Below are 24,336 nucleotides of genomic sequence, written 5' to 3'. Positions count from 1 at the left end.
ATGTTCCGCGCCGCGCTGTCCCTCCTCCTGCTCGGTCTCCTCGCCCCCCTGGCCGGCGCGGCCGACGCCAGCGTGGTGGCGTTCAGCCAGGTGGAGATCGCCCCAACCAAGACCTCCATCTACGTCGGCAGCGTCAGCCTCACCATGCCCGCGTTCACCCGCGCCGAGGGCAGCTACACCTCCCGCTACACCGCACACGTGTTTCCCTGGGCCTTCTACAACGAGGCCGGCGTCATCCGGGTCGACGTCTCCGACGACCAGCTCCGGCAGCTCGCACGCGGCGAACCCATCGAGTTCACCGGCCAGGCCCGCACCGAGGACGGCTCCGAACGGCGCGTGGCGGGCAAGGCGACGCCCCAGGACGCCACCTCCGGCCGCATCAAGGTCCGGGTGTTCGTGTCCACGCGGATTCAGCTCATCTTCAACACCACCTACCGCTTCCCTCCCGCGGTGGCGAAGTAACCGGCCCCTCCGCGCGCCAGCCGCCCGGCGCCAACTGATCGGACTGATCCGACCGATCAGGCCGGCGGTTAGCGGACGAGCATTCTAGATTCTACATTCTCCATTCTGCATTTGCCTTCACGGCGCCCAGTGAAACGTGATCGGCATCTCGACCGACGGGTGGAGGCTCTGGTGCACGGGACACGCGTGCGCCGCGCCCATCAGCGGCTTGGCCGCGGGATGGCTCTCCGGGATCGGCATCCACACCTGCGTCACCAGGCGGGCGATACGGCGCGGGGCGTCGGTCGACATCTCCTTCGTGACTTCGTAACGCAGCCCGCTCAGCTCCACGCCATGCTTCCGCGCCGCGATGGCCATCGTCGTCGCGATACACGTCGCCAGCGCCGTGGCGACCAGATCGGTCGGCGAGAAGGCCTCGCCCTTGCCTTGGTTGTCCTTCGGGGCGTCGGTGACGAGCACCGAGCCGGAGGGTTCATGACGCGCGGTGCAATGCAGCCCGCCCTGGTACTCGCCGGTAATCTTGACCATGGCGCGAAGTGTCCCGGCCGGGTCGCCCGCGGCAATCCCGGAGTGCGTGCACTCCCCCGCTCCCCGCGCCGCCGCCGCCCCCGGCCTTTGCCGGTGGGACGCCGCCAATACGCGGTGGGCACGCGCCACCGCCTCGCCGGCGGGTCACGCGAGCTGCGGCGTGCTCTCGATGATGCCGCGCGAAATCGCGTAACGGGTCAGCCCGGCGACGTCGTGGATGTTGAGCTTGTTCATCACCTGCTGCCGGTGCTTCTCGACTGTCTTGATGCTGATGCAGAGGTCGGCGGCGATCTGCTTGTTCACCTTCCCCTCGGCCACGAGCTGCAGAACCTCGAGTTCGCGCGAGGTGAGCTGTTCGCTGTGCTTCCGGATCGGCTTACCCTTGAGGTACGCCTCCCGGTAGTAGTCCAGCAGCCGCTTCGAGATCGACGGGCTGAAGAAGGCGTTGCCCTTGTAGGCCTCGCGGATGGCTTTGATGAGGTCGTTGGCGGCCGTCTGCTTGATCAGGTAGCCCGCCGCGCCCGCCTCGGTGAGCTGATGCACGTATTCGTCGTCACTGTACGAGGACAGCACCAGGATCTTGGTCGGGATCGCCTCCTTGATGATCTGGCGCGTCGCCTCGAGCCCGTTCAACTGCGGCATGGCGATGTCCATGATGACGATGTCGGGCGTGAGGTTCTTCGCCATCTGCACCGCCTGGCGGCCGTTCTCCGCTTCGCCGACAACTTCGATGTCGGATTCGGCGGCCAGGAGGGAGCGGAGTCCCTGGCGCACGACGGTGTGGTCATCTGCGAGCATTACTTTGATGGTGTTCATGAGAGGTGTGGGTTGGTTTCAGTCCTGGGCGCCGTCGGCCGCCGGGGTGGCGGCGACGGCGGATGAAAGCGGCAGGTGCAGCGGCACGCGGATGCGCAGGCAGGTGCCGCGGCCCGGCGTGGGCTCGACGGTCAGCTCGCCCTGCACGAGCCGGACGCGTTCGCGCAACCCAAGCAGCTCCAGCTGCCGGCTGGCATCGGCCCCCCGCGCCGGCGGCCGGCCATTGTCCGCGATCTCCATCGCGACCGCCTGCGGCGACGGGGTGAACCGGATGCGCACGCGCGTCGCCCGTGCCTGGCGGAACGCCCGCGTGAGGCAATCCTGCGCCACCCGGTACAGCACGGTGCCGATCTGCGGATCGAGCGAACCGACCTCGGGCGCGTTCTCCAGGTCCACCGCGACCCCGGTCCGACCGGTGTACGACTTCACGTAGCTGGAGAGCGCGGCAAAGGGTCCGAGGTGGTCCAGCATCGACGGTCGCAGTTCGCGCGCAAAACTGTGCACCCGGTCCATGCACTGCTCGAGCAGTCGCTGCGCCTCCTCCACCCCGCGCAGGAGCGCCGGGTTGTCCTGGGCGTGCCGCCGCAGCAACGCGATGCTGACGTTTGCGGCGGTCAGCGTCTGCGCAATCTCGTCCTGCAGCTCCCGGCTGATGTGCTTTCGCTCCTCCTCCTGGGCGGTGAGCACCTGGTTGGACAACCGCCGCAGGTTCTCCTCCATCGTGCGCGCCTCCCGGAAGAGCCGGATGTAGTGTTCGCGGCTTTCTCGCAGCGCGGTCTCGGCCTGCTTGCGATCGCTGATGTCGCGCACGATGCCGGTGAACCGCGCGCCGTCGCGCGTCCGCCACGCGGCCACGCTCAGCTCCACGGGAAACTCGGTCCCGTCGCGATGCCGGCCGCAAAGCTCGATCGTCCGCTCGAGCAACCGCCGCGCCCGGCCGGTCGCGAGGCGCTGCAACTGCTGGCGGGCCAGCATCCGCTGGGTGGCCGGCAGCAGGCGCGTGAACACCTTGCGCAGCAACTCGCCGCGCTCGTAACCGAACATCGCTTCGGCCCCGCGATTGACCGCCTCGATGCGGCCGTTCGGCGCGATCGTCACGATGCCGTCCCGCGCCGATTCGACGACCGACCGAAACTTGGCCTCCGACTCCTCCGCGCGCTCCTGCGCCCGCTTCCGGGCCACAATTTCCTCCTCGAGCCGGCGGTTGGCCGCCGCGAGCTGGGCGTTGCGATCCTTCAGCGTGCCATTGAGGTCGCGCAGTTGCTCGCACGCGTCGCGAAACCCGCGATGCGCCGCCTCGAAGGGCGACAACGCCTCCATCAGGAACGCCTCGACCGCCCGCGCCAGCCGCACCGTGGCCAGCGGCGTGGCCGTCGAGGCCACAAGTTTTGCCACCGCTTCCTGGTGCAATCGCACCATATCCAGCACGCCGCAGCCTTCCTGCAGCGCCTCGCGCCCCAGCTCGTACGCGCGATGCAGGAGCTCCTCCTCCCCGCTCGCGGCGTACGTCGCCAACGCGTCGTGGTACGGTCCCACCAGCCGGCGCCAGGCCTCGGGCTTCATGCGCCACCTCCCACGCGGCCGGCCAGGACGAGCGCGTCGTCGGTGCCGCCGTAGTGCCGGGCCAGGATCTGCTCCGCCAGCTCCGCCGGCGGAATCGTCGCGGTCACATCGTCGGCAAAACTTCCTCGGACCCCGTCGGTAGCCAGGACGATGACGTCACCCGGCCCCACCGCCAGTTCGCTCACCTGCAGCGCGGGCAACTGGTACCCGACCACGCCATTGCGCAGCAGGAGCGTCTCCCGTGCGGGGCGCGCCTGCGGATCAGCCCGCACCAGCACCACCTCCACGTTTCCCACGCCGAGCGCCCGGCCCACCCCCGCGGCGGGGCGCAGGCTCAGCAGCGTCATCACCGCGCCGCGCGTGTCCCGCAAAGCCTCGTGGCATTGCCGCACCAGTTCGGCCACGTCCGCCTCCGGCTGCGCCGTCAGCACCGCCCGCGCCCGCTCGGCGGCGCGTGTCGCCTCCTCGCCGTGGCCCAGACCGTCGATCACCGCGATCAGCACTCCATCACGGGTCGGCGCCACGAGGTGGCGGTCACCCGACACCGCCTCTCCGGCGCGCGTGCGTTCGCTCACGCTCCAAACGAGATCCTGGTTCTGGTGCGGCAGGCGATCCATGTCAGCGCCTCCACTTTCGCATCGTGATCGTGGTCCCGCGGCCGAGCTCCGACACGATATCGAACTCATCCATCAGCCACTTTGCGCCGGGCAGGCCGACGCCGAGGCCCTTGCGCGTCGAATAGCCATACTGCATCGCCTGCGCGACGTCCCGGATCCCGGGTCCCTGGTCGCGCGCGATGATCTCGATGCCGCGCCGGCCGCCAACCGGCGACTCGATCCCGGTCATCGCGATCTCCCCGTGCTTGGCGTGGTCAACGATGTTGCGCGCCACCTCGGAGATCGCCGCCGCAATCAGCGTCACGTCGGCGCCGTTGAAGCCGAGCTCCAGCGCCAGCGCCCGCCCGCGCTGGCGCGCGGTGACGATGTCGACGGCGGAGCTGATCACCGTTGGCGCCTCAGCTTCCATCCACAGCAACTCGCTTGGTCCGGGCATTGAGATAAGCGAGCCCCTCCTCCAGATCGAGCGCGGTGCCCACGCCTTCGAGCGTCAGGCCCAACTGGACCATGGCGAAGGCCACGTCGGGTTGGATGCCCACGATCACCGTTTCGGCGCCGCGCAGTTTCAGCATGTGCGCGATGCCGCGGAGCATGCGCGTCGCAAAGGAGTCGATGACGTCGAGCACCGTCACGTCGATGATCACGCCGCGCGACCGGTACGTGCCGACCCGCGCGCCGAGGCTGTCGCGCAGTTGCACGAGGTCGGCGTCCGACAGCACCGCCTGGATGCTGGCGATCAGGTAGTCCCCCTGCTTGAGGATGGGCACCTGCATGGGCTGGAGGGAGCCGGGCATGGGAGCCGCTCAGGCGGGATTGACCTCCGCCGCGGGGCGCGCCCCGCTCCGCTCGTTGGTGATGATGACCTTGTAGCCCAGGAGAAGCTCGGCCTCCTCGATGCCGCCCTGCAGGTCGCCGACCGCGTTCATCTTGCTGAGATCGACGCCGATCGTGACGAGCGTCTGCGCGATCTCCGCCGACAGGCCGGTGATGATGACGCTGGCGCCCATGAGGCGCGACGCCTCGACGGTCTTGACCAAGTGGTTCGCCACCGCCTGGTCGATCGTCGGCACGCCGGTGATATCCACCACCACGACTTTGGCGCGGTTCGCGCGGATGCCCCGCAGCAGCTGCTCCGTGAGCTGGCGGGCGCGGTGCGCGTCGATGGCGCCGATCATCGGGAGAATGAGGAGCCGCTCGCGGACCTGCAGCACCGGGGTGGAAAGCTCGCGGATCGCCTCCTGCTGCTGGCGGATGACGCGCTCCCGTTCCTGCACGAAGCTCACGGCCACGGTGTTCGCAATGCGGTTGGCCGCCGGCTCATAGGCGTCGAGCACGCGATTCAGCAACGTGAAGTCCTCCTGGTACTTCTTGAACAGCGACCGCGCGAGCACGTCGCGGAGCAGGAGAACGATGCCCACCACCTCGTGCGTTTCGACGCCCCGCGGGATGATACGCTCCGAAAGGTTGCGCGCGTAGGCCTGCAGCGCCTCCACGCTGCCCGTCTCCAGCACCTCGACGTAGTTGTCGTACACGGACGTCGCCTCGGAGAAAATCTCCTCCTTCGTCATCGCGGTCAGCAATTGGGCGTCGGTGATCCGCCGGGCCCACTCCTCGCGCAACTGGGTGCGGTTTTGGCGCAGGTGGGAGACGAGTTCGCGCAGCAGGGGATCGCTATAGTCCGCCAGCGGCGCGGAGGGATGGGTGATGTTCTGAATCTTGAAGGCGGGCTTCCGTTTCATGGCTGGAGAAATGAAGGGGCCGTGGACGCGAGAGGTAGGTGATCACTGTATCTGGTTCGGCTGAGCCCCAGAATAGGGCGGAGAGCGACCACCATGGTAGGGATTCACCCACCTGCCGCCTGCGGGGAGTTTGGCGGACCGGCGGACCCCGCCCCGAAACGAGGCCGCACCGGCGCGCCGCCCCGCCCACGTGTGCCCGGCCCTCCGGCCGTCCGGCTTCCGAGGAGATGAGTCGCACCCGGGGCCACACTCGCCGCGGGCGCGGGCCGCCGCGTCGGGCGTGGGGACCCACCTGAAGCCGTTTTGGGTCTAGACCCACTGCAAGCCCCCGGACGCGTTCGTTACCCTTTCGTCACAGATCGGAAGAAACCCGTCCATGCGACTCCTCTTTGTCCACGAACGATTCGGCGCCCTTGGTGGGGCTGAGGCCAACGTCCTCGTGACCGCGCGCGAACTGAAGCGCCGCGGCCACACGCTGGCCGTGCTCCATGGACCGTCGACCGGCCGGGAGATCGCGAGCTGGCAGGAGACCTTTGGGGAGCGTTACGCGCTGCCGCCCCACGGTGGCACCCCGGCAGCCCGGGCGGCGCTCGCGGCGTTCAGGGCCGACGTCGTGTTCGTGCACAAGCTCTCCGATCTCGACGCGCTCGACGGGCTCACCGCGGGCGCGGCGCCGGTGGTGCGGATGATCCACGACCACGACCTGTATTGCATGCGTGGGTACCGGTATCACCCACTCACCCGCGAAATCTGCACGCGTCCCGCGTCCGGCTACTGCATGTTTCCGTGCGGCGCCATGCTAGCGCGCAATCGCGCCGGCGGTTTCCCAGTGCAGTGGGTCAGCTACACCGCCCGCCAGCGGGAGATCGCGCTCACGCGTCGCTGTGCCCGCGTGATCGTCGCCAGCGAGTACATGCGGGAGGAACTCCGGCGCAACGGCTTCACCTCCGCTCAGATTGAGATCCACGCCCCGGTCCCCGCCCCCGCCGTCGCCGGGATCGCGCCGAGCTTTGGCCCGCGCAACCGCCTGGTGTACGCCGGCCAGATCATCCGGGGCAAAGGCGTCGATGTCCTGCTCGAGGCGCTCGCCCGCGTCCGCGAGGTTTTCGACTGTGTCATCGTCGGCGACGGCAGCCACCGCGCGCACTGCGGAGCGCTCTGCCGCCGGCTCGGCCTGGCGGATCGCGTACGCTTCACCGGCTTCATGCCTCAGGCCGAGATCGCCGCGCACTATCAGGAAGCCAGCGTGGCGCTGATGAGCTCCGTCTGGCCCGAGCCATTCGGAGCCGTCGGCCTCGAGGCGATGCGCTACGGCCTGCCGGTGGTCGCGTTCGACGCGGGCGCCATCCGCGAGTGGCTGCTCGACGGCTGGAACGGTTTCCTCGTCCCCTGGATGGACCGGGACCGCTATGCCGCCGGCATCGAGGAACTCCTGCGGGACAAGCCCCTTGCCCGCCGCATGGGCGAACACGGCCGCGAATGGGTCGGCGCGCGCTTCGGTTTTCCCAAATACATCAACGGACTCGAGGCGCTGTTTTCCGCCCTCGGTGGGAAGCACGCCTCCTCCGCTCCCGCCCCCATCCTGGCATGAACTCCGCGCCCCTCTCCCCTGCCGTCGTCGCCCGCGGTGAGCGCTCCGCCCGCTTTGCCGTGCCGGGCCTGCGCGCCGCCACGCTCCCGGCCGAGGCTGCTCGCGCCACCCGCGCCATGCCCACGGCGCCCGCGCCCGTGCTCACGGTGGCCCTCGCGCCCGCCGCCGATTCCGCGTCCCGGCAGGCGCGCCGGGCGCCGATCGATCATTTCGCGACACTCGCCTCGCCATGGGGACGCGGTCGCCAGCGGCTGTATCTGCGCTGGAAGCAGCTCCTTTGGCGCGGCGTCGTCGACGGCACCCTCCTCGTGAAGCGGCTGGTCGACGTGGTCCTGAGCAGCGCCGCGCTCGCCGGCCTCAGCCCGTTGTTCTGCGTCATCGCGCTCCTCATCAAGCTCGAGGACCGCGGCCCCATCTTCTTCCGGCAGATCCGGGTCGGGCAGTTCGGCCGCGAGTTTCGCATGCTCAAGTTCCGCTCCATGCGGATCGACGCCGAGGAGCGGCTCAAGGAGCTGCTCGCGCGCAACCAGCACACGACCGGCGTCACGTTCAAGTTGAAGCACGACCCCCGGATCACGCGCGTCGGCCGGATCCTGCGCAAATACTCCCTCGATGAGTTGCCGCAGTTCGTGAACGTCCTGCGCGGCGACATGTCTCTCGTCGGCCCGCGTCCCCCCGTGCCCCGCGAGGTCGCTCTCTACTCCCTCGCCGACCGCCGGCGGCTCGCGGTGAAGCCGGGCATCACCTGCATCTGGCAGGTAAGCGGCCGCGCCAGCATCGATTTTCCCGGTCAGGTGCAGCTGGACGTCCGCTACATCGAAAGCCGGAGCCTCCGCGAGGACTTCAAGATTCTCTGCAAAACCATCCCCGCCGTCCTGTCCGGCGACGGGGCGTACTGATGAACGCCATCCTCATTTGCCCCGCCGATCGCCCCCCCTTGGGCGAACTCTCGTCGCGAGCGCCCCTGGTGACGTGCCCGTTGCTTGGGCGCACGCTGATCGACCTCTGGATCGAGGCGCTCGCGACGGGCGGGGCTCAACGCGTGCTCGTGCTGGCCACCGACCGGCCGAATCGCGTGCGAGCCCACATCGGCGACGGCCGTCGCTGGGGCGTCCAGGTCGAGGTCCTGCCCACCGCGCACGAATACACCGTCGAGGAGGCGCGTGCCCGTTTCAGTGCACCCGGCACCCCTTGGGCCGGGGCCGGGATCACGTTGATCGATCACCTGCCGGGACAGCCCGCCCTGCCGCTGCTGGATTCGTACGCGAGCTGGTTCGCCGCACAACGCGCGTGGCTGCCGGCCGCGCTCACGCCGGGACGCATCGGCGTGCGCGAGGTCCAGCCGGGCATTTGGGCGGGGCTGCGCGCCGAGATCTCCCCGCGCGCCCGCCTGCGGGCCCCGGTCTGGATCGGCGACTACGTGCGCATCGGTGCTGACGCCGAAATTGGCCCCAGCGCGATCCTCGACGATCGCGTCGTCGTCGAAACCGGCGCCCGCGTGGTCGAGAGCATCGTCGGCCCCGACACCTTCGTCGGCCGCTTCGTCTCGATCGAACGTTCGCTCGCCCACGGCTCCCTCCTGGTCAACTGGCACACCCAGTCATCGGTCGAGGTGCCCGACCCGATCCTGCTCGCCGATCTGCGCACCCGCCCCGTCAACCGCCTGCGGCCGACCTTTCTCGGACGTGCCCTGGCGGCCGCCGCGCTCGTCATCACGGTCCCCGCCGCGATCGGCGTCGTGGGACTTTCCCTGCTCCGCGGCGAGGCGCCGTGGCAACTCCGGCTCGGCCTCCGCAGCCAGCCCGCCGGCCGCCGTTCCCTCCACGACACCTTCGCCTACTACGAGCTCACGGGCGCCCAAAACTGGCTGCGCCGCTGGCCGCAGTTCTGGAACGTCGTGCGCGGCGACATGTGCTGGATCGGCAACCGCCCGCTCCGCCCCACCCAGGCCCTTGCGCTCGCCAATGATTTCGAGCGGCTCTGGCTCACCGCGCCGGTGGGCATGATCTCGCTCGCGGATGCCCAGGGCTGCCCCGACGGCGTATCCGAAGAGTCCATCGCCCACGCCAGTTACTACGCGGTCCACGCCGGCGCCGCGATCAACACGTCGATCCTGACGCGCGCCCTCCTGCGCGCCGCCATGGTCTGGCCGGTCCGCGGCCAGCGCCGCAAGGAGGCGCCCGTCGCCCTGCAGGATCTCGCCACCCGCCAGGAACTTTAGTCCGCGGCGGCCCGCGCCCAACGCCGCCGCCCTCCCAGCCACCCAAGCAAACCATGAAAATCGAGCACGACGGAACCAACCTGCGCGTCAGCGAAATCGGCGAACTCAACGCGGTAAACGCGTCCCAGTTCCGCGACGAGGTGCGCGCCGCCATGCCCCGGACGCCGACCTCCATCGAGATCGACCTCACCGACACGAAGTTCGTGGACAGCTCCGGGCTGGGGGCGCTGTTCGCACTCTACAAGGCCGCGAATCACTCCCGCGACGGCGTCACCCTGCGGCTCCTGAACCCGCGACCTCCGATCCAGCAGCTCTTCGAGCTCACCCAACTGCACCAGCTCTACGAGATCGCCCGGCGCTGATCGCCATGCCTCCCGTCGCCATCGTCCGTCATCTCCCGCCGCCCCTGCGGCGGCAGGCGCGCGTATTCCGGCCTCGCCGCGACCCCGCCCGCGGCCTCCGCCGTCGCCCCGTCTCCCTGCGATGAACGACGCCCCGCTGCCCGCCGAGCGCGGCGTCTCCAACCGCGTTGTCTTCCACTGCGACCTTCCCGCCGCCCGGAGCGCCACCCGGCTGCTGCGCGCCTTCCTCGGCGAACAGGGCCTCGACGAACACGAGCTCTTCCAGTGCGAGCTGTGCCTCGCCGAGGCATGCAACAACGCCGTCCAGTACGCCGCCGACACCGCCACCAGCGAGCCGGTCGTCGCCGAGGCCACCGTCCACGGCACCGGCATTGAACTGCGCGTCACCGACCACACCGGCGGCTTCGAGCTGCATGAACGCCGCGCCCCCGTCGATCCCGCCCGGGAAAGTGGGCGCGGACTCTTCCTGATCCAGTCCTACATGGACGACGTGCGCTACTACCGTGCCGTCGGACGCAACACGCTCGTGATGCGCAAGTCCCGGCGGCTGCAACACCATCGTTCCGCACTCGAGACGACGGTGACGTCGCTCGAGGACGCCCGGCGCCAGCTCGAAAGCTGCCAGCAGACCATCAGCGGCATGGCCCGCGAGCTTTGCGTTCGCTCCGAGACCCTCGCCGCCATCTTCCGCTGCTCCGCGGAACTGGGCCGCACCAACGACCTCGAGGGCTTCGCGCAACGACTCGCCACCGACCTGCTGCACCTTACCGCCGCCGACTGGTTTATCCTCCGGCTCGTGCCCGCCGGCGACGCCCAGCTCGCGGTGTTCGCGGTATCCGACCCGGCGCTGCGCAGCGCTCCCCTCGCGCTCGATCCCTCGCTCAAGACCACGCCCGTCCTCGAGCTCACCGCCGCTTTCACCCGCCGCGCCGTGGAATTCGAGCTCACCGGCCAGCCCACCTCCGCGGAACCGCTGCGGGCGGTCGGTCCGCGGGCGAGCGGGATCATCCAACCCGTCCTCACCGGCGAAAAGCTCGTCGGCACGCTGGCCATCGGGCGACGCGAGGGTGGCGCGTTTTCGCCACTCGAAGCCGAGTTGGTCCGCACGTTCGCCGAATTTTTGGGCGTGCAGGTTGTCAACGCCCGTCACCTTGAGGAGGCCGTGAATGCGCGCCTCGTCGCCCACGAGCTTGGCATCGCGCACGGCATGCAGCGCGCGCTCCTGCCCCGCCAGCTGCCGCGACTTCCCGGCTGCACGCTCGCGGCCAACTGGGAGAGCGCCCGCCAGGTGGGCGGCGATTTCTACGACGTCATCCCGATTGACGCGGACACCGCGCTGCTCGTCGTCGCGGACGTCATGGGCAAGGGCGTCCCGGCCGCGATGTTCGCGACCATCATGCGCAGCCTGCTCCGCGCGCTCGTCGGCCGCAGCCGCCGCCCGGCGCAGCTCCTCCGCCGCCTGAACGAGCTCCTGTACGAGGAGCTGTCCACCGTCGGCATGTTCGTCACGGTCCAACTCGTCGTGGTGGACCTCCGGCAGCGGCTGCTCATTGCCGCGAGCGCCGGCCATTGCCCGGTGATCGTCGCCTCGCCCGAGGCCGTGCAGCCGCTGCGCGTCGCCGGCACCCCGCTGGGCATCCTGCCGCACGCCCGCTATCGCGAGCTGACCGTGCCGCTCGCCGCGCCGGCCGGGCTGCTGCTCTACACCGACGGCGTCACCGAGGCCCAGGGCGCGCTGGACGACTTCTTCGGGCAGGAGCGGCTGGTGGACTGGTGCCGGGAGCACTTCCGCCGCGCGCCCGACGCCTCCGTGCTGCGCGACGAGCTCACCGCCGAGCTCAAGCGTTTCGGCGGCGGCCGCCCGCTGCGCGACGACCAGGCCTTTCTCTGCCTGCTGGAACAAGTCCCGGCCGGGGCGCCCGCCGCGGCCACGCGCACGACCGGCGACTTCACCGCGGGCCCAGTGCCCGCCCGGAGGCCGTTCACCTTCTCTCCCGCGTCTTCAACTCCTTCCTTTCCATGAGACCCGTCCTATCGCTGTTCGTGTTCATCGATGCCTGTGGCTGGCAGATCATCAAAGACGACCCGTTTGTCCGCCGGGTCGCACCGCATCGGCGGCAGCTCCGTTCGGTCTTCGGCTACAGTTCGGCGTGCATCCCCTCCATTCTCTCCGGCCGCTATCCGAGCGAGCACCGCAACTGGTCCTACTTCGTGTACGACCCCGCGCACTCGCCCTTCCAGTCGCTGCGCTGGATGCGCTGGCTGCCGTCCGCCCTCACCTCCCGCCGGCGGGTCCGCAACGTGCTCTCGGCCTGGGCCAAGCGCCGCCTCGGATTCAAGGGCTACTTCGACCTTTACAACATGCCGTTCCGCGACATCGCGCACTACGACTTCACGGAGAAGAAGAGTCCGCTGCGGCCGGGCGGGATGAACCGCGGCACCAACATCTTCGATTTTCTCACCGAGCGCCGCATTCCCTACCACGTGAGCGAGCCCGCGCGCGGCGAGGCCGGCAACCTCACGGCCCTGATCGACGACCTCAAGACCGAGACCCTCGACTTCGCCTTCCTGTATTGGCCGCAGCTGGACGGGCTCATGCACCGGGTCGGCAACGACGCGCCCGAGGTCCCGGCCATGCTCCGCGATTACGAGCGGCGCATCGACCAGCTGATGGCGGTCGCACAGGCCCACTACGAGGACGTGCGCCTCTACATCTTCAGCGACCACGGGATGGCGAACTGCGACGAGCACATCGACCTGCGCGCGCGGATCGACGCGCTCGGTCTGCGGCTGCACGTTGATTACGCCGTGGTGTACGACTCCACGATGGCGCGCTTCTGGTTCCACCACGAAGCCGCGCGCCAGAAGATCACCACCTGCCTCGAACGCATCCCGCAGGGCGAGATTCTCAGCGATGCGGAACTGACGGACCTGGGCACCTATTTTCCGGACCGGTATTTCGGCGAGCTCATCTACCTCCTGCGCGAAGGCACGCTCATCGTGCCGAGCCACATGGGCGCCCGCCCCATCCGGGCCATGCACGGCTACCACCCCGACGAGCCCCACAGCTTCGCCGCGTTGATGAGCAACCAGCCGCACGTGCCCGCCGGCATCACGGCCATCCCCGACATGTACAAGCTCATGACCCACGAGGCCGAGGCCGCCCATACCGCCAACTGCGCGGGCCGCCACGCCACCGTGCTCGCAAGCTGACCCACTTCCCCGCGCCCATGCCTCCCGCCCCTGCCGGCGCTGCCGTGGCGGCCCGCACGCCACGACCTTCCGCCCCCGAACTGATTTCCCGCGCGTCCGCCGCGCCGCGCCACCCGGGCTTGCACGTCGCCTGCACGCTTGGGGGCACGGACCTCGGACGTTCCGGGATCGGCACCTGCGTGCGCGAGTGGCTCCCGCGGCTGATCAGCCAGCTCCGCGCCGACGGCGGCCGGTTGAGCGTCTTCGGCCACCCCGCCGAGCTCGCCGCGTATGCGTTCGCCTTGCACGGGGCCGACCAGATCCCGCTGCGCGTCGTGCCGCTGCAACCCGGTCTGAACGCGCTGTGGCATCTCACCCGCTCGGCCGCCTTTGCCCGTTCCCTCGGGGCCGACGCGCTGCTGCTGCCCGCCGCCAATCGCCGGCTCACGCGTTCCGCCGCGCTGCCCACCGTCGCAATCGTGCACGATCTCGCGCAGCTCCAGATCGGCCGGAAATACGATCGGCTCCGCATGACGTACTTCCACCGGGTTCTCGTCCCCGGCTTTCAACGCGCCCGGAGCCTCGTGGCTGTCAGCCAGACAACTCGCCGCGACCTCGTGGAGCGGCTCGGCATCCCCGCGCGACGTGTGCAGGTAGTGTACAACGGCGTGAACGCCGCGCCTTTCGAGGGGCTCAGCCACGACAGCCCGCGTGTCGCCACCGCCCGCCGCGAGACCGGCCTCGCCGATCGTCCTTACCTGCTCTACCCGGCGCGCCTCGAACATCCGGGCAAGAACCACGTCCGGCTCCTGCGCGCCTTTGCCGCCTCCGGCCTCGCCGCCACCCACCGCCTCGCACTCTCCGGTGCGGACTGGGGCGCGGGCGAACTCCTGCGCGCCCTCGTGCGCGAACGGCACCTCGAGGCCGCCGTGACGTTTCTGGGGTATCAGCCGGCCGACCGCCTGCCCGCGCTCATCGCCGGCGCCGATGCCGTGCTGATGCTCGGGCTGCACGAGGGCTTCGGCCTGCCCGCGCTCGAGGGACTCTGCGCCGGCCGCCCGGTCTGCGTCGCCAACACCGGCGCCCTGCCCGAGGTCGTCGGCCCGCTCGGCGTCCAATGCTCGCCGCATCGGGAGGACGCCATCGCGCAGGCGCTGCGCCGGGTGACGCAGGACGCCGCCCTGCGCGCGCGTTGCGAGCAGGACGGTCCGCGCTGGGCCGCGCGATTCTCCTGGGATAACACCGCCACGGGCCTGCTGGCCGCGTGTCACGACGCCGTGCGCCAACCCGCCTGAGCGGACGCTCGGCGCGGGAGCGGCGGACTTGGGCTTGGCGTTTCCGCAATTGGGCATTGGATGCGGGGCGGCCGTCGCCACTCCCTGGCCCGCCGCCCGTATGCTTCGCCTGCATCTCCCGCCCAATTTCGCCGCCGCTGTCGTCCGCAACGCGGTGCCGCTGCGCGTCGAATTGGACCTCAGCGTCCCACCCGCCCCGGTGCTCCTGCCGGTGCTGGCTTTGCTGCAGCGTTGGTGCGGCACACCCACGCCACCGACGTTCATCCAGCTCAATCGCGCCCAGTTGCGCGAGCTGGCCACGGCCGCCGGCACGCAGGCCATCTTTGTCGAGAATGGCCAGCTCACCTGGTGGAAGCACGAGGACCTGCTGCGACCCGTCGAGCCACCGCCCGCGTCAACCGCGACGTCCCAAGCCGCCGGCCCAGCCTCCCGCCGCCCCGAGGCGCCGCGCGGGCGCGGCTTCACGCCGGTTGTCGTCGACGGCTCCGAGCACTTCCTCGCGATCTCACTCCCGTCGCGCGAGCACCCGCAGTACGAGGACATGCTCGCCCTGCTGAAGGAGAACGGTTTCGCGCTCGAACCCTCCAACCGCAAGTGGTGGCTCCGCGACCGCCACAAGACGCTCAACTTTCTCGCCTCGCACTTGGGCGAACTCCGGGAGCGCTTCGGCGCGGAGCTGACGCCGAACTTCGAGAAGAACACGGCGCGCGTGCGCCCGGCGGAGATCACGGCCGACGTCGGCAGCACCGGCGGCGGCTTCTCGGTCGGGCTCGGGGTGCGCGCCGGCGACACCGACCCCGCCACACTGCGCAGCGCCATCGCCTCCAACCGCGGCTACGTCGAGACCGGCGGCAAGGTCTTCCTGCTCGACACCCGGAAGCTGGAGAGACTCGCCATCGCGCAGCGCGCGCTCGCCGGCGATCCCGCCGCGCCCGTCGCGCCGCAGCGCACCGTCACTGTCTCCCCCGCCCGCGTCGCGGAAGTGCAGGAGATCCTCGCGGAGCTCTCGCCCAACTTCCAGCCGCCGGACGCCTGGCGCGAACGCAGCGCCGCGCTGCGCAACCTCACCGCCCTCGAGCCGGCGCCGGTGCCCGGCGAACTCGACGCGCTGCTGCGCCCCTACCAACGGCTCGGCGTCGCGTGGCTCTGGCACCTCCAGCGGCACACGCTCGGCGGCATCCTCGCGGACGAGATGGGGCTGGGTAAGACGATCCAGGCGCTCGCGCTGCTCTCCGCCGCGCAGGCCGCCGATCCGCGCGCCGGCGCGGCGCTCGTGGTGTGTCCCGCGTCGCTGCTGGAAAACTGGCGGCGCGAGGCCGCGCGGTTCGCCCCCGGACTGCGCGTGTTCGTCCACCACGCCGAGCAGCGGCTCGCCTCCGCCGACGAGTTCACCGCGCACGACCTGATCATCACCAGTTACGGCACCCTCACGCGCGACCAGGCCCGGTTCACCGCGGTGGAGTTCGCGTGCGTCATCGCGGACGAGGCGCAGCACATCAAGAACCGGCGCTCGCAGAACGCCGCCGCCCTGCGCGCACTCACCGCCCGCGCGCGTTTTCTCCTCACCGGCACTCCCGTGGAGAACTCGCTCGATGACCTCCGCTCGCTGTTCGAATTCCTGCTCCCCGGCTACATCACGCGCGTCCCGGCGGGGCTTCGCGGCGACGAGCGCGCCTGGTACGACGAGCGCCTCCGCGCCCAGACCGCCCCGTACATTCTCCGGCGCACCAAGCGCAGCGTCGCGCCCGAGCTGCCCGACAAGATCGAGCAGGTCGTCTGGTGCGAGCTGCCGCCCGCCCAGGCCGCGCTTTACCGGGAAACCCAGGAGACGTCGGAGCGCGAGTTGTTCGACCTCGAGGCCGCCGGCGCCAGCGAGGCCAAGCTCAAATTTGCCGCTCTCACCCAACTGCTTCGGCTCCGCCAGATCTGCTGTGATCCGCGGCTCGTGCGCCCGGGCGACGTGGACGGCGGGGCGCCGGCCGAACCGGGATCGGTCCCTTCCGCCAAGCTCGACGCGTTTCGCGAATTGCTCGAGGAGGCGGTCGACGACGGCCACCGCGTACTCGTCTTCTCGCAGTTCACCTCCCTGCTCGCGCTCCTCCGCGCCGAGCTCGACGCACAGGCGATGCCGTATTGCTACCTCGATGGCTCGATGCCCGCGCGCGCCCGGCAGGCTGAGGTGGACCGTTTCCAAAGGGACGCCGACGTGCCGCTGTTCCTGCTCTCGCTCAAGGCGGGCGGCACCGGCCTCAACCTCACCGGCGCCGACACGGTCGTCATCTACGACCCGTGGTGGAACCCCGCCGCCGAGGCCCAGGCGACGGACCGCGCGCACCGCATTGGACAGAAGCGCACCGTCACCAGCTACAAGCTCATCGCCTCCGGCACAGTCGAGGAGAAGGTCCTCGCCCTCCAGGCGGAGAAGCGCGCGTTGCTGGCCGACGTCTTCGAGGCCAGCGACGCCGCGGCCGCACGGCTCTCCCTCGCCGACCTCAAAGGCCTGCTCGCGCGCCGCTAAGGCGCGGCCGCCGCCCCCCGTTCAGGCGTCGGCCACGTGAACGACGACCTTGCCGAAGTTGCGGCCCTCGAGCAGCCCGATGAAGGCCTCGGGTGCGCGCTCGAGTCCGTGCACCACATCCTCGCGCAGCTTCAGCTTGCCGGCGGCATGCCACTCTCCGGCCTCCCGCCGGAAGGCCTCAAAACGCGTCGCGTAGTGATCGAGGATGATGAACCCCTGCACCGTGATCCGCTTTTGGATGAGCGTGCCGAGGAAACCCGGGAGCCGATCCGGTCCGGCGGACTCCTCCTCATTGTAATGCGCGATCACCCCGCACACGGGCATGCGCGCGTCGTTGTTGAGCAGCGGCACCACGGCCGAGAGCACCGGGCCTCCGACGTTCTCGAAATAGACATCGATGCCTTTCGGACACGCCTCCGCCAGGCGCTTGGGTAACTCCGGCGCGAGATGATCGAGACACGTATCGAAACCAAGTTCATCGACGGCGTAACGACACTTTTCCGCGCCGCCCGCAATGCCCACCACCCGCGCGCCTTTGAGTCGCGCGATCTGGCCGACCACCGAGCCGACACCGCCCGTGGCCGCCGCCACGACGACCGTCTCCCCCGGCTTCGGCCGCCCGATGTCGAGCAGGCCCACGTAGGCGGTGAAGCCCGGCATGCCAAGTCCGCCGAGGGCGAGCGAAGGATGTGGCATCTGTCCGAGCGGAATGAGTCCCTGGCCGTTCGAGGTCGCGTACTCCTGCCAGCCGGCGCTGCCGACCACGAGCTCGCCCACCCGCAGCCGCGGATGACGGGACGCCACGATCCGATTGATCGTCCCGCCTGCCATCGGATCCCCAATCTTCACCGCGGGCGCATAGGACGGACCGATCGGGTTCATCAGGCCGCGCATGTACGGATCGAGTGACAGGTCCAGCGTGCGCAACAGCACCTCGCCTTCGCGCGGTTCCGGGACCGCCACCTCCTCGAGGCGGAAATCCTCGGGACGCGGCCGCCCCTTGGGATGGGCGGCGAGGACGATGCGGTGATTGCGGGCAGTGGGCGACGACATGAGTTCTCCTTGGACCAATGGTGTGGGATGCGCTGAGGAACGGTGACAGATCGCAACGTGGGCGCCGAAACTTGCCACCGGTTCGCGACAACGAGTGAGCGAGCCGCGAGACGTCAAGACGGGCGCGAACTCCGTCGTCTCCGCCCCCGCCTCCAGCCGCGTCGTCCATCCGTCCCAATTTTGGGAAGCCCGATCCCGTTTCCGGCGCGCCGGAGGCGATGTCACGCGGCTCCCGCAGTCTCGTTTCCCTCGTAGCCACAGCCGAATTCGCGCTTGGAACGCCGGGTGCTAAACGGGACCCGTTCCCCACTCCCACTGCCGTCGACGGGCCGCTCGTCGATCCGTTCCGTCTTCCAGCTCCCTGCCGGCCATCGCGGCCGGTTCCTTCGCAGTGGTCATGCACGATCTCCGTTTCGCCGTCCGTCAGCTTTTCAAATCTCCCGGCTTCACCGCCGTGGTCGTGCTTTCGCTCGCCCTGGGCATCGCCGCCAATGCCACGGTCCTCGCCTGGCTGCAGCGGTTCGTCCTGCACCCGCTACCCGGCGTCGCCGACCAGGAAGAACTCGTGGTGCTCGTCTCGAATCAGGGGGGCGGGAACGTGTCCTTGCCGGATCTACGGGACTTCACGGCCGACCGCACGCTGTTCGCCGGCGCGTTCGCCAGCATGCCCACCCCGGTCTGCCTCACCACCGAGCAGCAACCCGAGTGGTTGAAGGCGCAGGTGGTGACGGCGAACTTCTTCGATGTGCTGGGGGTGCGGCCGCTGCTCGGCCGGACGTTCCTGCCACAGGAGGACCAGACGCCTAGCGGCAACTTCGTGCTGGTGATCAGCGAGCGGCTCTGGCGGCGTCGCTTCGCCGCCGCACCCGACATCGTGGGCCGCGTCGTCGATCTCAACCGGCAGTCTTTCACGATCGTCGGCGTGGTGCCCGATGCGTTCGATGGTTCACTGCCGCCCGCCCGCTTCGACCTTTGGGCTCCCGCCTCGATGATCACCGAGGTTCGCAACCAGGGGCGCTTCTTTCTCACGGAGCGGACCGCGCGCGGCTGGCACAACCTCGTGCGGTTGCAGCCGGGCGTTTCCCTTGCGCAGGCGCGCGCCGCCGTCGCCGCCACCGAACCGCGCCTGCAGCAGGCGTACCCGAAGGAGAGCCGCAATGCGCGCTACCGGCTCGTGCCGCTGACCGAATGCCCCTGGGGCGGCCAGACCGTCTTCGGTCCCACGCTTCGCCTGCTCCTCGCCGTCAGCATGGGCGTCCAGCTCATCGTCATCGCCAATGTCGCCAACCTCCTCCTCGCGCGAGCGGTCGACCGCCGCCGCGAGATCGCCATCCGGCTCGCCGCCGGCGCCAGCCGCGCCCAGCTGATCCGCCAGTTCCTCACCGAGAGCGTGCTGCTCGCGCTGCTCGGGGCGTGCCTCGGGCTGTGCATCGCGAGTTGGACGGTGGACTCGGTGGTGTGGCTGCTCCCGACGGAGATCGCGCGGGAAAACGTCCTCACCTTCTCGCTCGATCCGCTCACGCTGACGCTGACCATCGGCATCGCCATCGCCACGGGCCTGCTCTTCGGCCTCGCGCCGGCACTCCACGCGGCGCGGACCGACGTCAACACCGCGCTCAAGGAGGGCGGTCGCGGCAGCGGCGCCGGCGTCGGCCACCACCGGTTGCGGCGGCTGCTCGTGATCGGCGAGGTGTCGCTCGCGCTCGTCCTGCTCGTAAGCGCCGGGCTGTGCGCGAAGGGGCTGCAGCAGGCGCGCCAGGTCGACATCGGCTTCAATCCCGACCGCGTACTCCTCGGCCACCTCCAGATCGGGATGAACGGCTACAACGCGACCACCGCCCTGCCATTCTACCGGGAACTGCGCCAGCGGCTCGCCGCCGAGCCGGCGATCGAGGAGGCCGCCCTGGCGAGTTGGTTTCCGCTCGGGCTCGAGGGCTGCAAAGGCACTGGCGTGTACGTCGAGGGCTACGAGCCCCTGCCGAGCCACAATCCGACGTACGAGCTCGCCGTCGTCTCGCCGCGGTACTTTGCCACCCTGCGGATTCCGCTAGTGACCGGGCGTGACTTCACCGATGCCGACGACGCCGCCGCGCCGCGGGTCGCGATCGTGAACGAGCACTTCGCCCGCCGGTTCTGGCCCGGTCAGGACCCGATTGGCCGCCGCTTCCGCGCCAGCGGCGAATGGCGCACCATCGTCGGCGTAGCTCGCGCCGGGAAATACAACCGGCTCAACGAGGAACCGGATCCCTTCCTGTTCCTGCCGTATCAGCAGGGCGTGCCGGACCTCGACCTGAGCATCTGCGTGCTGGCCCGCGGCGCCGCCGAGTCCGCCGCCGCGCCGATCCGCCAGGCGTTGCGCCAGCTCGATCCCGGCGTGGAACTCCTGCGCACCCGCACGCTCACCGGCCACGTCGCGATGTCCTTCTTCATGCCCCGCGTCGCGTCGAGCCTGCTCCTTCTGCTCGGTGGCGTCGCCCTCCTCCTCGCGGCCATGGGCGTGTATGCGGTCATCGCCTACGCGGTGTCGCAACGGACACGCGAGTTCGGCGTGCGTCTCGCGCTCGGCGCGCAACCACGCGACCTGCTGGCCCAGGTCCTGCGCCAGGGACTCGCCCTGGGGCTCGCCGGCATCGTCGTCGGGCTCGGCCTCGCCGTCGCGCTGACGCGCCTGCTGCAGGGATTTCTCTACGGCGTGAGTCCGTTCGACCCGCTGACTTTCGCGCTTATCCCAGCTCTGTTGCTGGGCGTCGCGGGCTTCGCCTGTGTGGTCCCGGCCCGGCGCGCCATGCGCGTGGATCCGGTCGAGGCGCTGCGGGCCGAATGACTTTTCCGCTCATGAAACTCGCCCGCGTTCTCCTGCTCGTTGGCGCCGTCGCCAACACCCTGTTCGTCGCCTTCCATGCCTGGCTGGGCTGGCGGCTCCATCACCTCACCCGGCTCGACCGCGGCATCCGCGACCTGCTGGAGATGCTCAACGGTGGCGGCACGCTCTTCATCCTCTTTCTCGGCGTCGCCTCGTGGCTCATCGCCCGCGAAACGAACCGCTCCGCCCTGGGTCGGCTCGTGATCGTAACCGCGATCGCGCTCTACGGCCTCCGCGGCCTGGTGGAGTTCGTACTGCCGCCACACGTGACGCCCTGGGTGCTCGGCACCTGCGCGGTCACCACCCTGCTTTACGCGGCCGTGCTCGTCGCCGATCGCCGCACCGCCTGAGCGCCCGATCTGGGGATGGCGCCGCGCCCAGAAGCCCCCCCGCCGGTCGAGTGGACACGGCAAACCGTCCGGCGCGGGCTGCATCGATTCCCGGTCGCGTGCAGGTCGTGGCGAACCTGCCATGCCGGGCGACCTTTCGGAACCCGGCGCTGTCTGTAGGGGCTCCCACTCCCATGTCCCACGTCGCCGCCCAGTCCCGCCCGGCCTGGCTTCGCCTGCCCCTGTTTCGCTGGAGCCTCGGCATCATCCTGGCCGTCGTCGCCGGCGCGCTTGTCTTCGAGGCGCTCAACTTCCCGGTCCTCAGCCGGATCGGGCTACCGCACGAGTTCTGCTACCTCCGGGATCCCCGGCTGGTCTGGCTGCACGTGACCGCCGATTTCCTGATCGGCGCCGCCTACGTCTCGATCTCCGTAACGCTCGCCTACCTTGTGTACCGCGCGAGCCGGGATATCCCGTTCAACTCGGTGTTCCTGGCCTTCGGGCTATTCATCGTCTCGTGCGGGTTCACGCACTTCATGGAGGTCTGGGTGATTTGGCACCCGGTGTACTGGCTCTCGGGTTACGTGAAGGTCGTGACCGCCGCTGCCTCCGTTGCCACCGCCATCGCGCTGTTCCCGCTCGTCCCGCGGATCTTCGCGCTGATCGCCGCGGCGCGCGAGAGCGAGGTCCGGCGGGTCGAGATCGAGCGCCTGAACACCGATCTCGAGCGCTTCAACTACTCGGTCGCGCACGATCTGCGCGCCCCGCTCCGCAGCATCGTCGGGTTCGCCGAGATCCTGCGCGAGGAGCACCTCGCCGTCCTGCCGCCTGAGGTCCGCACCTACCTTGAACGCATGCAGCACTCCGCGGAGCGCATGGACGCCCTCGTCGGCGGCCTGCTCCGCTACGCCACGATCGGCCGGCAGCCCGCGGAGCTGAAGCCGGTCGAGACCATCGACGTCGTCCACGCCGCGCTCGGCCTGCTCGAGTCCACCATTGGGGCCCGCGGGGCCGAGGTGGTGGTCCAGCGGCCGCTGCCGCGCATTCTCGGCGACGGCCTGTTCCTGCAAGTCGTCATCCAGAACCTCGTGGGCAATGCCCTGAAGTTCGTGGCGTCCGGCGTCACGCCGGAGGTCCAGATTCGCGGCGAGGTGGTGGGCGACGACGTGATCCTCTCCGTGATCGACAACGGCGTGGGCTTCCCGCCCGGGACCGCGCCGCGCGCCTTTGGCATGTTCGAGCGCTTCCACCCCGACCACCCCGGCACCGGCATCGGCCTGGCGATCGTGCATCGCGCGGTGGAGCGCATGCAGGGTGAAATCGGCATCGAGCCGCGTACGGACGCCCCGGGCACGCGCTTCTGGGTCCGGCTGCGCCGCGCCTAGCCGCCCGCGCCGCCGGCCACGGCGGGCTGACTCTTAAAAGTGACATCGCCGGCCTTGCGGGGGCGCCGTGGGCCTGAATACTCGGCCGCCCCCCGTCGTCTCATCGCCGTGACTTTCCTGTCTGGTCGACGTGACCCCATCCGCTTCTTCCTTATGAGTCTTCCTGGCTCCCTCCGCCCCGCCCTCGTGCTGCTCGCGACCCTTGCCTGGGTCACGGCTTTCGGACAACCGCGTCCGCCGGAGCCGCCGCCGCTCGAGGCCGCGGTCGTCGTCGAGGTCTACACCGACATCCTCGGCCGCGCCCCGCATGCCTGGGAAGTGACCTATTGCCCGGCGCACACGCGCAACGATCTCCGCAGCCTCCTCCTGCAATCCTTCGAGTATCGCGCACTCAGCCCGGAGGTGGTCATTCACCGCGCCTTTTTCGAGTATTGCGGCCGCGGCCCCACGCCGGAGGAGATGCGGCATTACCGGCGCCGGATGATCGACGAACGCTGGTCCGTCGGCCGCATCCGGCAGGACATCAACCGCCAGTGGTCGAACGACGACGAGCACCACGGGCGTGGCCCCGGGTATGACAACGACGGACCGCGGGGCCGCCGCGACGCCATCGATCGGATGATCGAGCGCGCGTATGACGACCTGCTGGAGCGCCGGCCCGACCGCGAGGGGATGGAGCACTACCGGCGTTTCCTCGAGCGGGGCGGCTCCGAGAGTTCGATGCGCGCGCGACTTCGGGAGAGCGAAGAGTACCGGGTCAAGCTGCCTGACTCGAAAACCACCCGCGCCTATCAAAACGTGCTCCGCCGCGCCCCCGACGCCGGCGGCATGGAACACTACCGCAAGCTGCTCGTTGACCGCGGCTGGTCCCAACGCGACGTCGAAGCCGACCTCCGCCGCAGCGACGAGTACCGGAACCGGAAACGGTAGCGCGGAGCGGGAGACCAAAGCGGGCGATGTGATGGCGGGAGTCCCCCGGGACGGCAGGGGATCTCAGATACCCGCCTTCTCTGGGAGGACGCCGTGCCACACCACGAAGCGCAGCGCCGTGGTCTCGTCAGCCGACAGCCCAAGCTGCGCCGCCAGCCGATTGTCAACCACGCCCGTGCCTTTCTGAAACAACGTGAACGCGACCCGATTCGGCGCGGACAACGCCCCGGCCTTCGCACCGTGCGATGCAGGGGCTCTGGATGGAGATTTCGCACCAGTCGTATCCACCCGGTCGGCACCTTCGTGCCGGACAGTCGTCGGCTTGGTGCCCTCCCCAAGTGTCTGGGTCAATCGCGCGTCTTTCGTGCCCGCTCTCCAGCAGAGCACAACCACGATGCTGGAGAAGGCGCACACCAAGCCGCGCGCTGCGCAACGTGTGAGAATGGGTCAAGCCACGGCTTCAAGCACCGCCTCGGGGTGCTTGGCTGCGACCCTGAGCAGCACCTTCGCCGGGCCGGTAGGCTGCCGACGTCCCTGTTCCCAGTTTTGGAGAGTATCCAAGCTGATGCCCAGCGCGCGGGCAAACTGGCTCTGGCTGAAGCCCAGCCGGGCACGCACGGCGGCAATAGAATCGGGCGCAATCTGATCGACACGTCCGGCTGACTTGCGATCGCCGCGGAGGTAGTCGCCCGCGTCGCGCACCCCTTGGAGCAATTCGTTGAATGCGGCTTTCTTCATGGGAGTTCCAGTTGGACGATTTTTGCGAGTTGCTTGGCCTGCGCCATCGTCAGGTCGCCCTGAACGTTCTTCGCGAACAAATTCCATGCGTCCGAAACCATACGCCAGTGGCGTATGACTGCGCAAGACGTAAG

General features: G+C 69.6%; 22 protein-coding genes. 13 read left to right on the top strand and 9 right to left on the bottom strand.

Annotation, left to right across the window (positions count from 1 at the left end; translation table 11 throughout):
* The gene (locus DB354_RS18960) at positions 1–462 is read left to right on the top strand and encodes a hypothetical protein (protein ID WP_107837216.1); all 462 of its coding nucleotides are present in this window, start codon (positions 1–3) and stop codon (positions 460–462) included.
* Positions 463–579: 117 nt separating this feature from the next.
* Here DB354_RS18960 and DB354_RS18955 read toward each other — a convergent pair whose 3' ends face one another.
* The 7 genes from DB354_RS18955 to DB354_RS18925 all read right to left on the bottom strand — a co-directional run bounded on the left by DB354_RS18955 (position 580) and on the right by DB354_RS18925 (position 5,725).
* Complete coding sequence (locus DB354_RS18955; protein WP_107837215.1) at positions 580–990, bottom strand: OsmC family protein; 411 nt, start codon at positions 988–990, stop codon at positions 580–582.
* A gap of 144 nt (positions 991–1,134) precedes the next feature.
* Positions 1,135–1,806 (bottom strand): response regulator transcription factor, encoded by a 672-nt coding sequence (locus DB354_RS18950; protein ID WP_107837214.1) that lies wholly within the window; start codon positions 1,804–1,806, stop codon positions 1,135–1,137.
* A gap of 18 nt (positions 1,807–1,824) precedes the next feature.
* Positions 1,825–3,369: a PAS domain S-box protein gene (locus DB354_RS18945; protein WP_107837213.1), complete on the bottom strand. Its 1,545-nt coding sequence runs from the start codon at positions 3,367–3,369 to the stop codon at positions 1,825–1,827.
* On the bottom strand, positions 3,366–3,986 hold the full coding sequence (locus tag DB354_RS18940) for a SpoIIE family protein phosphatase (protein ID WP_158277609.1): 621 nt from the start codon (positions 3,984–3,986) through the stop codon (positions 3,366–3,368). Before DB354_RS18940 ends, DB354_RS18945 begins: the two co-directional genes overlap by 4 nt.
* Before the next feature lies 1 nt (position 3,987).
* Positions 3,988–4,422 carry an anti-sigma regulatory factor gene (locus DB354_RS18935; protein WP_233256699.1) on the bottom strand — a complete coding sequence of 145 codons (435 nt, stop codon included), beginning with the start codon at positions 4,420–4,422 and terminating at the stop codon, positions 3,988–3,990.
* A complete protein-coding gene (locus tag DB354_RS18930; RefSeq protein ID WP_107837759.1) occupies positions 4,385–4,759 on the bottom strand; it encodes an STAS domain-containing protein in 375 nt (124 codons plus the stop codon). Before DB354_RS18930 ends, DB354_RS18935 begins: the two co-directional genes overlap by 38 nt.
* A gap of 30 nt (positions 4,760–4,789) precedes the next feature.
* Positions 4,790–5,725, bottom strand: a complete 936-nt coding sequence (locus DB354_RS18925; RefSeq protein WP_107837210.1) for an STAS domain-containing protein — start codon at positions 5,723–5,725, stop codon at positions 4,790–4,792.
* Positions 5,726–6,101: 376 nt separating this feature from the next.
* Between DB354_RS18925 and DB354_RS18920 the strand changes: the two genes are divergently transcribed.
* From DB354_RS18920 to DB354_RS18885, 8 genes are all read left to right on the top strand, one after another.
* The gene (locus DB354_RS18920) at positions 6,102–7,316 is read left to right on the top strand and encodes a glycosyltransferase family 4 protein (protein WP_107837209.1); all 1,215 of its coding nucleotides are present in this window, start codon (positions 6,102–6,104) and stop codon (positions 7,314–7,316) included.
* Entirely contained in the window at positions 7,313–8,215 is a 903-nt protein-coding gene (locus tag DB354_RS18915) for a sugar transferase (RefSeq protein ID WP_199226891.1), read from the top strand. Before DB354_RS18920 ends, DB354_RS18915 begins: the two co-directional genes overlap by 4 nt.
* Positions 8,215–9,537: a sugar transferase gene (locus tag DB354_RS18910; protein ID WP_107837208.1), complete on the top strand. Its 1,323-nt coding sequence runs from the start codon at positions 8,215–8,217 to the stop codon at positions 9,535–9,537. The genes DB354_RS18915 and DB354_RS18910 overlap by 1 nt, the downstream gene beginning before the upstream one ends.
* A 53-nt stretch (positions 9,538–9,590) precedes the next feature.
* On the top strand, positions 9,591–9,899 hold the full coding sequence (locus tag DB354_RS18905; protein WP_107837207.1) for an STAS domain-containing protein: 309 nt from the start codon (positions 9,591–9,593) through the stop codon (positions 9,897–9,899).
* 121 nt (positions 9,900–10,020) lie between these two features.
* A complete protein-coding gene (locus DB354_RS18900; protein ID WP_107837206.1) occupies positions 10,021–11,922 on the top strand; it encodes a SpoIIE family protein phosphatase in 1,902 nt (633 codons plus the stop codon).
* Complete coding sequence (locus DB354_RS18895; protein WP_107837205.1) at positions 11,919–13,112, top strand: alkaline phosphatase family protein; 1,194 nt, start codon at positions 11,919–11,921, stop codon at positions 13,110–13,112. Before DB354_RS18900 ends, DB354_RS18895 begins: the two co-directional genes overlap by 4 nt.
* A 17-nt stretch (positions 13,113–13,129) precedes the next feature.
* Positions 13,130–14,386, top strand: a complete 1,257-nt coding sequence (locus tag DB354_RS18890) for a glycosyltransferase family 1 protein (protein WP_107837204.1) — start codon at positions 13,130–13,132, stop codon at positions 14,384–14,386.
* A 100-nt stretch (positions 14,387–14,486) separates the two neighbouring features.
* On the top strand, positions 14,487–16,904 hold the full coding sequence (locus DB354_RS18885; protein WP_107837203.1) for a DEAD/DEAH box helicase: 2,418 nt from the start codon (positions 14,487–14,489) through the stop codon (positions 16,902–16,904).
* A gap of 21 nt (positions 16,905–16,925) precedes the next feature.
* Here DB354_RS18885 and DB354_RS18880 read toward each other — a convergent pair whose 3' ends face one another.
* On the bottom strand, positions 16,926–17,957 hold the full coding sequence (locus tag DB354_RS18880; protein ID WP_107837202.1) for an NADP-dependent oxidoreductase: 1,032 nt from the start codon (positions 17,955–17,957) through the stop codon (positions 16,926–16,928).
* Between the two features lie 397 nt (positions 17,958–18,354).
* Here DB354_RS18880 and DB354_RS18875 point away from each other — a divergent pair, with 397 nt between their 5' ends.
* The 4 genes from DB354_RS18875 to DB354_RS18860 all read left to right on the top strand — a co-directional run bounded on the left by DB354_RS18875 (position 18,355) and on the right by DB354_RS18860 (position 23,464).
* Positions 18,355–20,781: an ABC transporter permease gene (locus DB354_RS18875; RefSeq protein ID WP_107837201.1), complete on the top strand. Its 2,427-nt coding sequence runs from the start codon at positions 18,355–18,357 to the stop codon at positions 20,779–20,781.
* 11 nt (positions 20,782–20,792) lie between these two features.
* On the top strand, positions 20,793–21,170 hold the full coding sequence (locus DB354_RS18870) for a hypothetical protein (protein WP_107837200.1): 378 nt from the start codon (positions 20,793–20,795) through the stop codon (positions 21,168–21,170).
* Between the two features lie 173 nt (positions 21,171–21,343).
* Positions 21,344–22,534, top strand: a complete 1,191-nt coding sequence (locus DB354_RS18865) for an ATP-binding protein (RefSeq protein WP_107837199.1) — start codon at positions 21,344–21,346, stop codon at positions 22,532–22,534.
* Positions 22,535–22,687: 153 nt separating this feature from the next.
* Positions 22,688–23,464 (top strand): DUF4214 domain-containing protein, encoded by a 777-nt coding sequence (locus DB354_RS18860; protein ID WP_107837198.1) that lies wholly within the window; start codon positions 22,688–22,690, stop codon positions 23,462–23,464.
* Between the two features lie 447 nt (positions 23,465–23,911).
* Here DB354_RS18860 and DB354_RS18855 read toward each other — a convergent pair whose 3' ends face one another.
* On the bottom strand, positions 23,912–24,202 hold the full coding sequence (locus tag DB354_RS18855; RefSeq protein ID WP_107837197.1) for a helix-turn-helix domain-containing protein: 291 nt from the start codon (positions 24,200–24,202) through the stop codon (positions 23,912–23,914).
* Between the last annotated feature and the right edge of the window lie 134 nt (positions 24,203–24,336).

The organism is Opitutus sp. ER46, from assembly GCF_003054705.1.
GTDB lineage: Bacteria > Verrucomicrobiota > Verrucomicrobiia > Opitutales > Opitutaceae > ER46.
This window is presented reverse-complemented; position numbering and strand designations above follow the sequence as displayed.

Excerpts from the sequence above, each read along its gene's own strand:
- DB354_RS18945 (WP_107837213.1), bottom strand. The coding sequence starts at position 3,369 with ATGAAGCCCGAGGCCTGGCGCCGGCTGGTGGGACCGTACCACGACGCG.
- DB354_RS18890 (WP_107837204.1), top strand. The coding sequence starts at position 13,130 with ATGCCTCCCGCCCCTGCCGGCGCTGCCGTGGCGGCCCGCACGCCACGA.
- DB354_RS18910 (WP_107837208.1), top strand. The coding sequence starts at position 8,215 with ATGAACGCCATCCTCATTTGCCCCGCCGATCGCCCCCCCTTGGGCGAA.
- DB354_RS18915 (WP_199226891.1), top strand. The coding sequence starts at position 7,313 with ATGAACTCCGCGCCCCTCTCCCCTGCCGTCGTCGCCCGCGGTGAGCGC.
- DB354_RS18870 (WP_107837200.1), top strand. The coding sequence starts at position 20,793 with ATGAAACTCGCCCGCGTTCTCCTGCTCGTTGGCGCCGTCGCCAACACC.
- DB354_RS18905 (WP_107837207.1), top strand. The coding sequence starts at position 9,591 with ATGAAAATCGAGCACGACGGAACCAACCTGCGCGTCAGCGAAATCGGC.
- DB354_RS18955 (WP_107837215.1), bottom strand. The coding sequence starts at position 990 with ATGGTCAAGATTACCGGCGAGTACCAGGGCGGGCTGCATTGCACCGCG.
- DB354_RS18855 (WP_107837197.1), bottom strand. The coding sequence starts at position 24,202 with ATGAAGAAAGCCGCATTCAACGAATTGCTCCAAGGGGTGCGCGACGCG.
- DB354_RS18935 (WP_233256699.1), bottom strand. The coding sequence starts at position 4,422 with ATGCCCGGACCAAGCGAGTTGCTGTGGATGGAAGCTGAGGCGCCAACG.
- DB354_RS18930 (WP_107837759.1), bottom strand. The coding sequence starts at position 4,759 with ATGCAGGTGCCCATCCTCAAGCAGGGGGACTACCTGATCGCCAGCATC.
- DB354_RS18880 (WP_107837202.1), bottom strand. The coding sequence starts at position 17,957 with ATGTCGTCGCCCACTGCCCGCAATCACCGCATCGTCCTCGCCGCCCAT.
- DB354_RS18925 (WP_107837210.1), bottom strand. The coding sequence starts at position 5,725 with ATGAAACGGAAGCCCGCCTTCAAGATTCAGAACATCACCCATCCCTCC.
- DB354_RS18875 (WP_107837201.1), top strand. The coding sequence starts at position 18,355 with ATGCACGATCTCCGTTTCGCCGTCCGTCAGCTTTTCAAATCTCCCGGC.
- DB354_RS18940 (WP_158277609.1), bottom strand. The coding sequence starts at position 3,986 with ATGGATCGCCTGCCGCACCAGAACCAGGATCTCGTTTGGAGCGTGAGC.
- DB354_RS18920 (WP_107837209.1), top strand. The coding sequence starts at position 6,102 with ATGCGACTCCTCTTTGTCCACGAACGATTCGGCGCCCTTGGTGGGGCT.
- DB354_RS18960 (WP_107837216.1), top strand. The coding sequence starts at position 1 with ATGTTCCGCGCCGCGCTGTCCCTCCTCCTGCTCGGTCTCCTCGCCCCC.
- DB354_RS18865 (WP_107837199.1), top strand. The coding sequence starts at position 21,344 with ATGTCCCACGTCGCCGCCCAGTCCCGCCCGGCCTGGCTTCGCCTGCCC.
- DB354_RS18950 (WP_107837214.1), bottom strand. The coding sequence starts at position 1,806 with ATGAACACCATCAAAGTAATGCTCGCAGATGACCACACCGTCGTGCGC.
- DB354_RS18895 (WP_107837205.1), top strand. The coding sequence starts at position 11,919 with ATGAGACCCGTCCTATCGCTGTTCGTGTTCATCGATGCCTGTGGCTGG.
- DB354_RS18900 (WP_107837206.1), top strand. The coding sequence starts at position 10,021 with ATGAACGACGCCCCGCTGCCCGCCGAGCGCGGCGTCTCCAACCGCGTT.
- DB354_RS18860 (WP_107837198.1), top strand. The coding sequence starts at position 22,688 with ATGAGTCTTCCTGGCTCCCTCCGCCCCGCCCTCGTGCTGCTCGCGACC.
- DB354_RS18885 (WP_107837203.1), top strand. The coding sequence starts at position 14,487 with ATGCTTCGCCTGCATCTCCCGCCCAATTTCGCCGCCGCTGTCGTCCGC.